Source organism: Flavobacterium sp. XGLA_31, from assembly GCF_051547105.1.
Classification (GTDB): domain Bacteria; phylum Bacteroidota; class Bacteroidia; order Flavobacteriales; family Flavobacteriaceae; genus Flavobacterium.
The window spans coordinates 133,690-148,058 of sequence record NZ_JBPTTM010000003.1 but is presented as its reverse complement, the minus strand read 5'-3'; the positions used below and the strand labels follow the sequence as shown (position 1 = coordinate 148,058).

The 14,369-nt window shown below is 38.8% G+C and carries 12 protein-coding genes; 7 read left to right on the top strand and 5 right to left on the bottom strand.

The genetic code is table 11. The features are described from left to right. Positions 1-2: 2 nt before the first annotated feature. Positions 3-353, bottom strand: coding sequence for a helix-turn-helix domain-containing protein (locus ACSVH6_RS07210; RefSeq protein WP_438077002.1), 351 nt, complete (start codon positions 351-353; stop codon positions 3-5). 406 nt (positions 354-759) lie between these two features. Between ACSVH6_RS07210 and ACSVH6_RS07205 the strand changes: the two genes are divergently transcribed. Continuing rightward, positions 760-1,503 carry a hypothetical protein gene (locus tag ACSVH6_RS07205; protein WP_438077000.1) on the top strand — a complete coding sequence of 248 codons (744 nt, stop codon included), beginning with the start codon at positions 760-762 and terminating at the stop codon, positions 1,501-1,503. A gap of 67 nt (positions 1,504-1,570) precedes the next feature. On the opposite strand, the gene ACSVH6_RS07200 is transcribed toward ACSVH6_RS07205, so the two are convergent. From ACSVH6_RS07200 to htpG, 3 genes are all read right to left on the bottom strand, one after another. Further along, positions 1,571-3,724 (bottom strand): DUF7619 domain-containing protein, encoded by a 2,154-nt coding sequence (locus ACSVH6_RS07200; RefSeq protein ID WP_438076998.1) that lies wholly within the window; start codon positions 3,722-3,724, stop codon positions 1,571-1,573. Positions 3,725-3,791: 67 nt separating this feature from the next. Next, positions 3,792-4,196 carry a DUF2721 domain-containing protein gene (locus tag ACSVH6_RS07195; protein WP_438076996.1) on the bottom strand — a complete coding sequence of 135 codons (405 nt, stop codon included), beginning with the start codon at positions 4,194-4,196 and terminating at the stop codon, positions 3,792-3,794. Positions 4,197-4,338: 142 nt separating this feature from the next. Then, positions 4,339-6,225, bottom strand: coding sequence for a molecular chaperone HtpG (htpG, locus tag ACSVH6_RS07190; protein ID WP_438076994.1), 1,887 nt, complete (start codon positions 6,223-6,225; stop codon positions 4,339-4,341). Positions 6,226-6,399: 174 nt separating this feature from the next. Here htpG and ACSVH6_RS07185 point away from each other — a divergent pair, with 174 nt between their 5' ends. From ACSVH6_RS07185 to ACSVH6_RS07160, 6 genes are all read left to right on the top strand, one after another. Next, a complete protein-coding gene (locus ACSVH6_RS07185) occupies positions 6,400-6,876 on the top strand; it encodes a lipocalin family protein (protein WP_438076992.1) in 477 nt (158 codons plus the stop codon). Positions 6,877-6,882: 6 nt separating this feature from the next. After that, positions 6,883-7,578, top strand: a complete 696-nt coding sequence (locus ACSVH6_RS07180) for an OmpA family protein (RefSeq protein ID WP_438076990.1) — start codon at positions 6,883-6,885, stop codon at positions 7,576-7,578. A gap of 152 nt (positions 7,579-7,730) precedes the next feature. After that, entirely contained in the window at positions 7,731-8,405 is a 675-nt protein-coding gene (locus ACSVH6_RS07175) for a TetR family transcriptional regulator C-terminal domain-containing protein (RefSeq protein ID WP_438076988.1), read from the top strand. Then, complete coding sequence (locus tag ACSVH6_RS07170) at positions 8,402-9,712, top strand: ABC1 kinase family protein (protein ID WP_438076986.1); 1,311 nt, start codon at positions 8,402-8,404, stop codon at positions 9,710-9,712. Before ACSVH6_RS07175 ends, ACSVH6_RS07170 begins: the two co-directional genes overlap by 4 nt. Before the next feature lie 107 nt (positions 9,713-9,819). Then, on the top strand, positions 9,820-10,752 hold the full coding sequence (locus tag ACSVH6_RS07165) for an ABC transporter ATP-binding protein (protein ID WP_438076984.1): 933 nt from the start codon (positions 9,820-9,822) through the stop codon (positions 10,750-10,752). Between the two features lie 90 nt (positions 10,753-10,842). Next, positions 10,843-11,853 carry a 3-oxoacyl-ACP synthase III family protein gene (locus ACSVH6_RS07160; protein WP_438076982.1) on the top strand — a complete coding sequence of 337 codons (1,011 nt, stop codon included), beginning with the start codon at positions 10,843-10,845 and terminating at the stop codon, positions 11,851-11,853. Positions 11,854-11,925: 72 nt separating this feature from the next. Here the strand turns inward: ACSVH6_RS07160 and ACSVH6_RS07155 are convergent, their stop codons facing one another. Further along, positions 11,926-14,349 (bottom strand): TonB-dependent receptor domain-containing protein, encoded by a 2,424-nt coding sequence (locus tag ACSVH6_RS07155; protein ID WP_438076980.1) that lies wholly within the window; start codon positions 14,347-14,349, stop codon positions 11,926-11,928. Between the last annotated feature and the right edge of the window lie 20 nt (positions 14,350-14,369).

Below are 14,369 nucleotides of genomic sequence, written 5' to 3'. Positions count from 1 at the left end.
TTTTATCTTTTGTTTAGAATTTCTTTATAGATGAGGATTTCTTTTTTCAGGTCGTTGATTTCCTGTTGTTGCGTTTGAATGGTTTGTTGAAAGCTGGTTTTGTTGGTGTTTTGGAGTGTTTCGGGGAGGAATTGAATGACATCGGTGAAGAGGTTGTGGTTGAGGGCTTGTGATAGTTTCCAAAGGACTTTTGTTTGCAGGGTTTCCTGACTGAAGTAGCCGTGGATGGTGGATTGATGAACGTTCATTCTGCGTGCTATTTCGGCATAGGTTGTGTTGTGTTCCTCGATTTTATTTTTGATGAAAGTACCCATGTGCGGGAGTTTGGCGGGATTGGTTGGATTTGTTTTCATGTTGGTCGTTATTTGATTGAACTTTTTCAGTATTTATTTAGTTGTATCAAATAGTGTGCAATTCTGATAGAATTTTGGATTATCCTAAAAAAAATTTGGCAAAACCTAAGGATATATGGGATTATCCCAAAGAAGTATGGGATTAACCCAAGGGGGTATGGGATTAACCTAAGGGGATATGGGATTAACCTAAGGGGGTATGGGATTAACCCAAGGGGATATGGGATCGTCCCAAAGAAGTATGGGATTAACCCAACAGAATATAGGATTATCCTAATAGTCAGTGTTGTTTATATAGTGTTTCGGGAAAGGGATGGATGTTTTTTTTGATTTGGTTCTGATTTATGACTTATTTACTGTTAATTTTTCTTATACTTGTTTCACTAAAAAATAAACTACGCTATTTATGAAAAAATTACTTATGCTGACGGTATTATCGTCTTTGCTGTTTGCTTCCTGTTCCTCGAGTGATTCCTCTCCGATGACTGAAAATGATGTGTTGATGACCAAGACCATTACTTACCACAATGGTACTCCTGTGGTTACGTCTACTTTTGATTATGAAGGGAAAAAAATAAAGAAAGGGACGGCTAGTAACGGATATTATCAAAACTTTTTTTATACGGGTGACCTGCTGACCAAAGTAGAATACTATGATGATTCGGATGTGCTCATTTACAGAGAAACCTATGCCTATAATGACAATAACCAATTAACAACCTATACGTGGCTGGAACTCACGGATAATTATGGCAGTAAGGAAATCTATACTCACAATGGTAATGGTACGATTTCGGTAAATAAGTATTATGGGAATCTTACGGAACAAAATAATTTTTCTGATTCGGGAACCATTTATTTTACCAATGGGGATGTGAGTATGATTGATATGAATTTAGGCGGTATGGATACGTATGGTTATGATGCCAAAAACAGTCCGTTTAAAAACGTAACAGGGGTTGATAAAATTAATTTTACAGATGGTGACCCGATTGGTGTTTTTCATAATATTGTGACTGAAACTCATGAGGATGGTTCTTCGTCGACAATTACTAATACTTACACTTACAACGGACAGAACTTCCCGTTAACAAGAACTTCGAACGGAGGAAGTGGTTCTACGGATGTGGTTGAGTATTTTTACAACTAATTTGACTGTCTGTTTCAAATAAAAAACGCCCAAGTGAAAGCTTGGGCGTTTTTTTAGTTTTACCATTTTAGTTTTTGATGAGTTTGTAGGTGGCTTTGCCTTGGTTTGTTTTGATGTTGACCAAATAAAAACCGCTTTGCAGGTTGCTGATGTCAACAGGTTTCAGGTTTTCTACTGTATCGGATTGCAGTACTTTTCCGTTGATGTCGCTGATTTCGTAGCGTGCATCAGTTGTTGTATTGGCTTCTACAACAAAATAAGCGGAAGCCGGATTCGGATAGATTTTGAAATTGTTTTTGATAAAATCAGTAGTGCCTAAGGCCGTTACCTGAGTGTTTACGGTATTGGTAATTACGGGGGCATTGTAATCAAAATAAATATCGGATTTAGAGCTCATGATGTCTCCTATGACTACGTTAGCTTTCGGTTTGATGCGGTAGGTCATCCAACCGTGGCTGGCCGGTTCGTTGGAAGATTCATAGGCAAGGTCGATATTTGAATACGTGTAGGTAACCGAGTTGCCGTCTTTGATTTGAATAGAGGCGTCGTGGCTGGAAGCGATGGGTTCGAAAGTACTCCAATCGAGTTTCGGGTCTAAGGTTTCTTTGATGACCACAGTAGTGGCATTGGCTGTTCCAGTGTTTTGAAAACGGGTGACATACGTTAGGTAATTAGGCACTTGAGCCGGAGAGATGGTAGCCCCTTGAATCACGGTTTTGTCGTTCGGGTCGAAGGAGCTTCGCACGGTTTGGTTCCAGGTCAAGGTATTGTCTGCGGGGTTGTTGTCGCCGGCTGTCGGGTTGGCCATTACAGTAAAAGCCAACAGATCGTTTACGTTAACGGTAGGAGGAATCAATACGTTAAGCGACAGGTTTATGGCGCGTGTTTCGAAAGGCAGTAAGTTGGTATAGTTCCAGGTAAGCGTTGCCGCTGTGCTGCTGTTTTGAGTAGGAGTAGCATTGGCCAATGTTAGTTTTCCGTTGTCATAGGTCAGCTGAATGCTGCCGCTCAATGCGGTGCTTCCGTGGTTGCTGTAGGTGATTCGGTAGGTGGCCACATTGCCCGGAATGGCTTGGTTGATGTTGAACATGTTTACTTCCAAATCCGTGTAATTGGTAGCGGAACTGATACAGAAACCACCATTATAAAAAATGGCTCCGGAACTGGTGCTGTTGGTTACAGTAGCAGTAGGGTTTGAACTAAAATTGGCACTCAAATTGGTTAATGCGGAGGTGGTATAGGTACCTGTGTTGGGTATCAAAATATGGAAGTCGCCGTTGGCATTGGTGTAGGTGCTGTAGGTATAGGTGCCATCCGTGGTGCTGACTCTTCGGTTCGGGAAGTTGACTCCGGTTGCACAATTGTCATTGCCGCTATTGAATCTGATATTTCCGGCTATTTGATTTGGCAGTGCTGAGGTTAAAGGTGTAATGATGTTGGCATTATCAGGATTAGGACAACTGCAAGGAGAATTGTCACTGATGCCGCCGCTGTAGTCACAAGGGCCATCAGTCATGATGTAAGAATGATTGTAGACATACCCCAAATTTACTTCCTCTTGTGTAATGTAGTGAATCCCTGTTGTTGAACCAGAACCGTTACTGAACACAGGGTTAACAATAATCGCGTTGTCATCGTAAATCATTCCGCTTGTAAGACTGCTGTTGGCATAAACATTATAAGTGTATCCCACGACATCGCCGACATCTACCATATTGTTGTTGTTCAGATCGACATACGTTCCGTCTTGTGAACCGCCAATGTAGTTAAAGAATGAAGAGTTGGTTATGATGTCATTATAGTAGGAGCCGGGTAAACCGTTGTTGTCAAACCCGTTAGGGTCCGATGATAAGTCGAGTATTTCGATATTGACATTTGAAGAGGATGTGGCATGCACCATTACTTGACTTTGATCAAAACAAATACTCTGTCCAGATTCTTTGAAAGCTGATATACTTGTTTCTTCACCGGGTGCTAAACTTGGAATAGAGATAGAAGATAATTGCATACCGGGTATTGGACTGGCATCGGTAAGGTAGATGTTGGTTAATATTTCTTCACCGGTATTTTTAATAGTAATATTAAAAAAAATAGGACCGCCGGTATTGAATGCGCTCAGCATGACTCCTATGGCAGGATTGGTAGTGGTTTTCGGTTTCGGTTTGGCAAAGCCAATTAGAGTAACCGAAAGCAAGGTTAAAAAGAGTAATTTTTGTTTCATAGCGTTTGATTTTTTTGGTTTTGTAAGTCTTTGACAGTAGTAAAGATAGATGAAAAATTAACATTTTTTATTTTTTTTTCTCTTCCTCTTCCAAATCACTTAAATGAAAACGCAGCGCTGTTACTGAAATGCTGATTTCCCAGAAAGAAATTCCCAGCGAAATCAAAAGCGACAGTAAGCTGGCACCGAAGAGCCAAATGCCCAAGGTTTGTTGTTCTAAAAACAAGCAAAGCATCGCAAAGACAGAAAGAAACAAGCATAACACGCCACAAAGTTGCATGTAGCGAATTAGGGAAAGTCTCAGGTTGAGGTTTTTGATTTGCAGCAATATGCTTTTGGTGTGTACTTCGTCATAGTGTTTTTTGAGGCTGCGCACGATTTGGGCAATGGTTAGAAACCTGTTGGTGTACGCCAGTAATATTAATGAGGTAGCTGAGAATAGGAGTGCGGGAGTTTCGATGTGTAATGTCATGTTGATTGCGAATTATGAATTGAGAAGGACAACTCACGAGTTGCCCGTACTTGTTTAGCTGTACGAAGTTCGGGAATTTATTTAAACAAAAAACCTGCAAGTGAAAGCTTGCAGGTTTATATTTTTAATGCCTTAGGAGGGATTATTTAATCAACTCAAAACTACGCTTTACAAAAGCGGTTAGTTCTTCCCCTTTTAGTAAGCCTTGCGATATTTTGGCTAAGTCTAAGGCTTGTTTTACTAAGCTTTCCTGAGCTGATTTATCTGAGGTGTTTAAAATGGTTGTGGCCAAATCAGAGTTGGTGTTTACCACCAGATTATACATTTCAGGAAAATTACCCATACCGAACATACCGCCGCCACCGGTTTGGCTCATTTCTTTCATACGTCGCATGAACTCCGGTTGCGTAATGATGAACGGTGCCGCGGTGCTGTCCATAGGTTCTAATTGTACCGAGTAATTGGCTTTTGGTACTATTTCCTCTAAAACAGTTTTCAATTGGGAGGATTCTTCATCCGATAGTTTTGAAATCTGAGTGTCTTCTTTCTGTATTAATCTATCGATATGATCCGAGTCCACACGAGTGAAGGTCAAGTTCTCATTGTCACTTTCTAATTTCTGGATTAAGTGAGATACAATTGGCGAATCCAATAGAATTACTTCGTATCCTTTGTCTTTGGCAATTTCAATATACCCGTGTTGTGCGTCTTTATTAGAAGCATATAAGACTACCAATTTTCCGTTTTTGTCGGTTTGGTTGGCCGTAATAGCTTCTTTTAATTCGGCTAAAGTATAGTATTTGTCGTCTACACTTGGATACAAAACGAAGTCGCCTGCTTTTTCGTAGAATTTAGGCTCAGACAGCATTCCGTATTCCAAAACGATTTTGATGTCGTTCCATTTTTTCTCGAAATCTTCTCGGTTTTCGTTGAATAGCGATTTTAGTTTGTCGGCTACTTTGCGCGTGATATAATTCGAAATTTTCTTCACATTGCCATCGGCCTGCAAGTAGGAACGCGATACATTCAACGGAATGTCCGGTGAATCAATTACCCCTTTCAACATGCCTAAAAACTCAGGAACGATTCCTTCTACATTATCGGTGACATATACTTGGTTTTGGTACAATTGAATTTTATCTTTTTGCAATTGCAAATCGGCCGACATTTTCGGGAAGTATAAAATTCCGGTTAAGTTGAACGGATAATCGACATTCAAATGAATGTTGAATAACGGCTCTTCAAATTGCATTGGGTACAATTCGCGGTAGAAGTTTTTATAATCTTCATCAGTCAAATCTACCGGTTGTTTTGTCCAGGCCGGATTTGGGTTGTTGATTATGTTGTCAACGTCTTGGTATTCGGTTTTGTAATCTTCAGGGGCGTCATCCGGTTTTGGTAACGCTTCTTTTTTGGTTCCGAATTTTATAGGCACCGGCATGAATTTGTTGTATTTGGTCAACAATTCACGGATTCGGTATTCTTCTAAAAACTCCAAAGAATCTTCAGCAATGTGAAGGATGATCTCGGTTCCTCTGTCAGTTTTGTCATGTGGTTCCAAAGTAAACTCCGGACTACCGTCACAAGTCCAATGTGCTGCAGGCTCTTCTTTATAGGATTTGGTGATGATTTCCACTTTTTCGGCTACCATAAAGGCGGAATAAAATCCGAGACCGAAATGACCAATGATGCCTGAGTCTTTGGCAGAGTCTTTGTATTTTTCCAAAAATTCTTCGGCACCTGAGAAGGCTACCTGGTTGATGTATTTTTCTACTTCTTCAGCCGTCATTCCCAATCCTTGGTCGATGAGGTGTATTTTTTTGCCTTCTTTGTCAATTTTGACTTCGATGATGGGATTGCCATATTCTACTTTGGCTTCACCGATGCTGGTTAAGTGTTTTAGTTTTAAAGTGGCGTCTGTGGCGTTAGACACTAATTCGCGCAAGAAAATTTCGTGGTCGCTGTATAAAAACTTCTTGATAAGCGGAAAGATGTTTTCTACTGATACATTAATTTTTCCTGTTGTCATGGTTTGAATTTTTAATTAAACAATTTGATTTTTACTTGTCAAAACCAATACCAATTATTGTTGTGCTGACAAATTGACGGGGAAATAATTTTGTATGTATTTAGTGAAATTATGTAAAGACGCAATTGAAAATGAGCGTATATTTGCATTATATAATCCTTAATTTTTATTGGTATGAAAAAAATGATCTTAATGAGCCTGGTGTCGATTTTGATTTTTTCCTGTAAATCTTCAAATTCGGTGACCAGTTTAAAAACCGACACCAAGTCAGAAGTGAGTATTAAAGGAAATTGGCAGATTGTTTCTGTAAATTATCCCGGCTCAGATGTGATTAAAGTCACTTCTTTTGATTTAGCCGATTCCAAATGTTTTATTGGCAGTACCTGGAAATTTGTTTCCAATAACAATAAAGGTACGATGACGCTCAACAGTCCGAAATGTACCGCCTACAGCACTCCGATTACTTGGTATATCAATAAGGAAGGGCAGTTTGTGATGAAGATTTTGGATGAAGCCAAAGCTAAAACGGTCAAATCGGGATACATCTTACGCGTAGCCAACCAAACAGAAACTTCATTTCAGCTCATAGACCACATTAATGTGGGAGGCAGTGGCGCAGATGTAGTATATCAATTCGAAAAATTAAATTAAGAAATCATGAAAAAAAGTACAATTATAGCATTGGTTAGTATACTGACACTTGGAAATATTTTTACAGGTTGTGAAGCCGTAAAAAACACAAATAATACTCAAAGAGGAGCAGCTATCGGAGCTGTAGGTGGCGCCATATTAGGGGGTGTGCTTGGGAACAATATAGGTAAAGGTGGTAACGGAGCATTAGGCGCTGTACTGGGTGGTGTTGTTGGAGGCGTTGCCGGTGGGGTTATCGGAAACAAAATGGACAAACAAGCCCGTCAGATTGAGACTGCTTTGCCGGGTGCTCAAGTAGAGCGTGTTGGTGAAGGAATCAAATTGGTTTTAGGAGAAAATGCGGTGCGTTTTGATACAAACAAATCTACCTTAACGGCTGGGGCCAAAGCTAATTTAGACAAGTTAATTCCGGTTTTTAATCAATACCCTGATACGAACATTCAAATTTACGGTTATACTGACAGTACCGGGTCTGCTGAATACAATTTGAATCTTTCCAATCAAAGAGCTGCTTCAGTAAAAGCCTATTTGGTTGGAAAAGGATTGGCTTCCTCAAGATTTAATACCACTGGTTTAGGAATCGCTGATCCAATTGCTACCAATGACACTCCGGAAGGAAGAAGCCAGAACCGTCGAGTAGAATTTGCCATTACGGCCAATGAAAAGATGGTTCAGGATGCTCAGAAAGAAGCCGGAAAATAAGTTGATACTTCATACATCTAAAAGCGCTCAAATTAATGGGCGCTTTTTTTTTTATTTCCTTTTTAACCAACATTTAACAAAATTTTTTGTTTATCTTTTTGGTATAATAATTAAACAGTTCGTAACTTTACCATTCCGTAAATACCTATAGTATGGCAACAACAAAAACTACCAAAACAAAGAAAAAAGTGCTCAACGATTTTGAGATTGTTTCTTTGTACATGAATGATGTTTTAGAAATGAATGAAGCTCCGAAGAACGTTTTTGCTTTCTGTAAAAAAAACAAAATTGAAGAAAGCGATTTCTATACTTTTTTTGGCTCGCTTGACGCACTAAGACAGGATGTATGGATTAAATTCTTTGAAAATGCAGTAACCGCCATAGAAAAAGAATCCGCTTTTGAAAGTTATTCCGACAAGGATAAGTTGCTCACACTTTATTTTACGTTGTTTGAAATACTAACGCTTAATAGGAGTTATATTCTGTTTTCTTTAAAGGAAAACAAAGAAGGACTAAAGAATTTGAAAAGTTTGACCAAGTTCCGAAACCATTTTAAGGATTATATCGTAACTACAATAAAGTCCAAACCTTCTGAGCCATTTGGGAAAGCAGCGAAAGTGACTGAGCCCATTATAGCTGAAGGAGCTTGGCTTCAGTTCTTGTTTTTATTGAAATTTTGGATAGATGATACTTCAAAGGGTTTTGAGAAAACGGATGTATTAATTGAAAAATCAGTGAACACCGTAGTAGATTTATTAGACACCAAGCCTTTAGAGAGTTTATTCGATTTGGGGAAATTCCTTTGGAAAGAAAAGATGCAATCATGAAAACATTAGATAAAATTCCAACTGGAAAATTAGAACGCGCAGGGCAATTGGTTAAAACCGGAATAAAAGTCGGCGGAAACTATGTTGCTTATTATGGCGAAAAAATGGTCAATCCTTCTCTAAATCGGGATAAATTAAACGAAAACAATGCCGAGGATATATACGACGGTTTGAAAAACCTGAAAGGAAGTGCTCTGAAAGTAGCTCAAATGCTCAGCATGGACAAAAGTATCATGCCGCAAGCCTATGTTGATAAATTTTCATTGTCACAGTTTTCGGTGCCACCATTGTCAGCGCCATTGGTTCGAAGAACATTTAAAAAATACTTAGGACATTATCCAGAGACTATATTCGACACTTTTACTCCGGATGCTATGAATGCGGCAAGTATCGGTCAGGTACACAAAGCCACCAAAGATGGGAAAAATTATGCTGTGAAAATCCAGTATCCGGGGGTGTCGGAAAGTATCAGCTCTGATTTGGCTTTGGTAAAACCTTTTGCCATACGAATGTTTAATTTGAAAGGTAAAGATTCTGAGAAATACTTTAAAGAGGTAGAAGATAAGTTACTCGAAGAAACCAATTATGTTTTAGAATTGAAACAAAGTTTAGAAGTTTCAGATTGGTGCCAAAAGATTGAAAACTTACGTTTCCCAAAATACTATCCCGAGTTATCATCAGAAAAGATTTTAACGATGGAATGGATAGACGGACAACACCTTTCCGAATTTACGGCACAGAATGAAGACAGCGATAAAAGTGATAAAATCGGACAGGCCTTATGGGATTTTTATATGTATCAAATGCATCATTTAAAGCAAGTTCATGCCGATCCGCATCCGGGAAATTTTTTGATTGATGCCGATAGTAATTTGGTTGCGATTGATTTTGGCTGTATGAAGCAGGTGCCTGAGGAGTTTTATGTTCCTTATTTCGAACTGGCTCGTCCGGAAATTATCAATAATTCAGAATTGTTTGTCGCCAAATTATATGAATTGGAGATTTTGAGAGCGGATGATTCCGAAAAAGAATTGGCGTATTTCACTAAAATATTTCATGATTTGTTGAGTTTGTTTACAAAGCCTTTTCATGGTGATTTTTTTGACTTTTCAGATGAAGATTTTTTTGGAAAAATTGCCCAAATGGGAGAAGAGTTTTCAAAGGATACACAACTAAGAAAAATGAATGGTAACAGAGGATCAAAGCATTTTTTATACATCAACAGAACCTTTTTCGGATTGTATAATTTATTACACGATTTGGGAGCACGGATTGACACCAAGTCTTTTGAAAAATATATAAAATAAATAGGTTGATTACTTATTGGTTAGGGTGATAAGGGCGATTCTCCACGTTTGAGTTTTGCCCTTATCTTTTTAATAATCTTCGTAAGTTTGTCTCTCAAAATCAAAACATGCTCAAAGTTAAGAACCTCACTTTTTCTTATCAGGATACAATAACACTCAAAGCACTTTCTTTTGTAGTTAAAAAAGGAAGTAACGTAGCCGTTATCGGGGAAAGCGGTTGCGGGAAAAGCACCCTGCTCAAGCTTATTTACGGACTCTATGACTTAGACAGCGGGCAGATTTTTTGGAACGAAAAAGAAGTACTTGGCCCCAAGTTTCATTTGATTCCCGGTATGGAATACATGAAATATTTAGCACAGGATTTTGATTTGATGCCTTATATCACCGTGGCGGAAAACGTAGGGAAGTACCTTTCCAATTTCTATCCCGAAACCAAGCAAGAACGTATTGCCGAGTTGTTAGAGATTGTTGAAATGACGGAATTCGCGAATGTCAAAGCCCAATTTTTAAGCGGAGGTCAAATGCAACGCGTCGCTATTGCCAGGGTTTTAGCTTTAGAACCCGAAGTATTGTTACTGGATGAACCCTTCAGTCACATTGATAATTTCAGAAAGAACAGTCTGAGACGTAGGCTGTTTGCTTATCTGAAAGAAAGACAGATTACTACCGTTGTTGCTACTCACGACAGTACTGATGTTTTGTCGTTTGCCGATGAGGTTTTGATAATGCAGGCCGGAGCGATTATTGAAAGCGGTGCACCTCAAAGAATTTACAATCAACCCGAGAATAAATACATTGCTTCACTTTTTGGCGATGTAAATGAAGTTACCCTTGACGGGAAAAAGCATTTTGTTTTTCCGCATCAATTGAAAATTGTTGCACAGTCGGCATTAGAGGTAACGATTAAAAGGAGTTATTTCCGTGGGAGTCACTATTTGATTGAAGCCACATTTGAGAATACCCTGTTGTTTTTTGAAAATGCAGAGTTGCTTCCTGATGGAGTTAAAGTGTTTTTGGATATTACTTCCAACTCTTTTTAAGAATTTCGAAAAAATGACTACCTTGTGAGGAGCTTTTTTTAGAAGAGAGCTATTTTTGCAGGCTGTTTTTGTTAAATTAATAAAGCGATTATGTATCACTCTAAAATATCGGGACTTGGTTATTTTGTACCCGAAAATATAGTTACCAACGATGATTTGTCCAAAATAATGGATACTAATGACGAATGGATTCAGGAGCGAACCGGAATACAGGAACGTCGTCATGTTTTAAAAGGCAGTGGAGAAACCACAACCTCCATGGGAGTGAAGGCTGCAAAAATTGCTATTGAGCGTTCAGGTCTCAGTAAAGAAGAAATTGACTTCATTGTCTTTGCGACGATATCTCCCGATTATTATTTTCCTGGACCGGGTGTTTCTTTGCAGAAAGAATTGGGTTTACGAACCATTGGTGCCTTAGATGTCAGAAATCAATGTTCGGGTTTTGTCTATGCACTGTCCATTGCCGACCAGTATATTAAAACAGGAATGTATAAAAATATCTTGATTGTCGGTTCTGAACTGCAGTCGATTGGGTTGGATATGACTACACGCGGTCGCGGGGTTTCGGTGATTTTTGGAGATGGAGCAGGGGCGGCTGTTTTGAGCCGAGCCACAGATGAGGTTAGCCAAGTTTTGTCGACGCATCTGCATTCTGAAGGTGAACACGCTAAAGAATTATCGGTATTGGCGCCGGGTATGGGTGGCAGATGGGTGACTGATATACTGGCGGATAATGATCCGAATGACGAAAGTTATTTTCCGTACATGAACGGGCAGTTTGTCTTTAAAAATGCAGTGGTTCGTTTTAGTGAAGTGATTCATGAAGGATTGGAAGCCAATAATCTGCAGGTTTCGGACATTGATATGTTGATTCCGCATCAGGCCAATCTCAGAATTTCACAATTTATCCAGAAAAAGTTTGGCCTGAACGATGATCAGGTTTACAACAATATTCAAAAATTTGGGAATACAACTGCTGCTTCCATTCCTATTGCTTTGACTCAAGCATGGGAAGAAGGCAAAATCAAGAAAGGGGATACGGTGGTTTTAGCTGCTTTTGGGAGTGGATTTACCTGGGCCAGTGCTATCATAAAGTGGTAATCCTACTGTCATAAAACAAAAAAGCCAAACTTTAAGTTTGGCTTTTTTTGTAATAACTCAATGATGAAAAAATTACATCATTCCTCCACCTCCTTGGGTTTCGTTTTTATCTCTTTGTTTTCTTTGCAGTGCTGCATTTTTACCTCCTCCAAAACGGAAATTGAATCCTAAATATACACTTCTGCTTTCCCAATAGAAGGCTCCTTCTTGTCTGTAGGGTAGGGTTCCGTCAAAACTGAAATTCATAGTGTTGAAAATATCACTCACACGGGCGCTGATTGTTCCTTTGCCTTTCAGCACATTGTAGCTGGCGCCCAAATCTGTTTTGTACATGTTTTTTCTAAGAAATTGCAATCCTTGTTCTTGACCACGATACATGCCGAAAAGCTGGAAACGCAGGTTTTTAGTTGCCTTGAAAGTGTTGTTGATTCTTCCGTTGAATATAGATACATTTCTTTCGAGGAATTCAGATTCAATGGTTCCGCGTATTTTTTTGAAATAAATATCAGTTCCGATATTAGCACTCCACCATTTGGTGAAATCCAAATTGGCAGAAATCTCAGCCCCGTACGAGTTGTTGTCCTTGAAGTTGTCATAAGACAAAATGTTTCGGTTGCTGTCGTTTGGATCTATAGTAACCAAACGTGTGATTTCGTGAGTAATCATTCTGTAGAACACCACACTTGTAATTGTTCCTATTTTGGTCTTACGAGTGTAATTCAATTCAAAGGAATTGGTAAACTGTGGTTTCAAATAAGGGTTTCCAACTGAACTCACCGTTGGGGTACTCCACTCTCTAATTGGGTTTACCTGACCGATGCTCGGGCGGTCTACTCTTCTTGAATAGTTGAAATTGAACGAGTTGTTCTCTGAAAGTTTATAAGACAGATAACCGCTTGGATAAACCGTATTGATTTTGTCATTGAATGTATCGGTAATGATTTCGGTAGTATTTCCGTTTCCATTACTGTCTTCTGTATCTACGGCATTAAACTTGGCATCAGCAGTGTAGTTTTCAAAACGGGCACCAATTTGGTAACCCCATTTAGACCATTGTTTACCATACGTTACATAAGCCGAATGAATTTTTCGTTCGTATTTAAAGTCGGAATTGTAGGCTAGGTCTTTGTTGAAATCGTTATTGGTGTCTTCAATTCGGGTTTCCAAACCGGCTTCAAGTTTCGCGTCTTTTGGTAACGGATTGGTATAATCTAAATTGATTTTAGTGTTGTTGTTTATACTGGTAATATCATTCAGATATGCCACTTCACCGCTGTTGGTAATGGTATTGAAAAGAGAATTCTCAGTTCCTTTGTTACGATTGTAATTGGCTTCCAATTCTATATTTTCTCCTTCTTTTTTGAATTTGTGTTTGAAATCAAAATTGTATGTGCCAGACGGATTGTTGTTATGGCTGTTATTGGTTTGGAGGATATCTTCAAGCGTTGTATTATCCGCATAATCAACACGAGTAGCACTACTTCCGCTGGAGTTGAATAAGTTTTGATTGGTGTATACAGATATAGTGTTGAAGTCATTCAAATAGAAATCTACTCCTATTTTGTACAAGTGAGAAGTGTTTTTGTTGCTAAAGTTAAAATCCACCGTTTTTTCAGCATTAGGCTGGTGGCTGTTTACAAATCCATTGTTGTGCTGTAGCCCGTGATTGAAACCATAATTTCCGTAGAAGTTGAATTTTCCGGTTTTATAATTCATGTCAAAAGAGGAATTTACTTTAGGCGTTTTGGCAAAAGTTACCCCGTTATTGATACTGGCATTAAATCCTTGGTTGGCATTTTTATGCAACACTATATTGATGATACCACTCATTCCTTCCGGATTATATTTAGCCGAAGGATTCGTGATTAATTCAATTTGTTTGATAGAAGCTGATGGAATTTGTTTGAGCAATTGTGCCGGATCAATATTGGTTGGTTTTCCGTCTACCAAAACACGGACATTTTCATTACCTCTTAAACTGATGGCATTGGTTTGTGCGTCCACGCTTACAGAAGGAATATTGTTCATGATTTCCCCGGCAGTCGCTCCCGCCGAAATTAAATCTTTTCCCACGTTAATAATCTTACGGTCAATTTTTTGTTCGTAAGTTGATTTTTCTTTGACGATTTCAACTCCTTCTAACTGCACCGCCTCTTCTTCCAAGAGGATGGTATTCAAGTTAAGGCTTTTGTTGGCAGCACTTAGGGTTACTGATACCGTTTGTTTTTTGTAGCCAATAAATTGAAATTCAACAGCATAATTTCCGAGGGGTAAATTTTTGATGGAAAAATTTCCATTATCTTGTGTAATGCCTCCTGTAATCAGCTTGTCCTCTTTTTTGATAGAAACATTTACATAGGGAATAGGCTGTTTGCTGGTTTTGTCGATAACTTTTCCTGAAATACTCCCTAAATCGATGGCTTTCGGAACCGAATTTTGAGCTTGAAGAAGAGAAATGCTACTGAAAATAGTGAAGAGTACAATTTTAAATCTCATGTTTTTGTGATTGATGATAA

Bases quoted from the DNA above. Each gene is read 5' to 3' on its own strand.
- ACSVH6_RS07210 (WP_438077002.1), bottom strand. From the start codon at position 353: ATGAAAACAAATCCAACCAATCCCGCCAAACTCCCGCACATGGGTACT.
- ACSVH6_RS07205 (WP_438077000.1), top strand. From the start codon at position 760: ATGAAAAAATTACTTATGCTGACGGTATTATCGTCTTTGCTGTTTGCT.
- ACSVH6_RS07200 (WP_438076998.1), bottom strand. From the start codon at position 3,724: ATGAAACAAAAATTACTCTTTTTAACCTTGCTTTCGGTTACTCTAATT.
- ACSVH6_RS07195 (WP_438076996.1), bottom strand. From the start codon at position 4,196: ATGACATTACACATCGAAACTCCCGCACTCCTATTCTCAGCTACCTCA.
- htpG (WP_438076994.1), bottom strand. From the start codon at position 6,225: ATGACAACAGGAAAAATTAATGTATCAGTAGAAAACATCTTTCCGCTT.
- ACSVH6_RS07185 (WP_438076992.1), top strand. From the start codon at position 6,400: ATGAAAAAAATGATCTTAATGAGCCTGGTGTCGATTTTGATTTTTTCC.
- ACSVH6_RS07180 (WP_438076990.1), top strand. From the start codon at position 6,883: ATGAAAAAAAGTACAATTATAGCATTGGTTAGTATACTGACACTTGGA.
- ACSVH6_RS07175 (WP_438076988.1), top strand. From the start codon at position 7,731: ATGGCAACAACAAAAACTACCAAAACAAAGAAAAAAGTGCTCAACGAT.
- ACSVH6_RS07170 (WP_438076986.1), top strand. From the start codon at position 8,402: ATGAAAACATTAGATAAAATTCCAACTGGAAAATTAGAACGCGCAGGG.
- ACSVH6_RS07165 (WP_438076984.1), top strand. From the start codon at position 9,820: ATGCTCAAAGTTAAGAACCTCACTTTTTCTTATCAGGATACAATAACA.
- ACSVH6_RS07160 (WP_438076982.1), top strand. From the start codon at position 10,843: ATGTATCACTCTAAAATATCGGGACTTGGTTATTTTGTACCCGAAAAT.
- ACSVH6_RS07155 (WP_438076980.1), bottom strand. From the start codon at position 14,349: ATGAGATTTAAAATTGTACTCTTCACTATTTTCAGTAGCATTTCTCTT.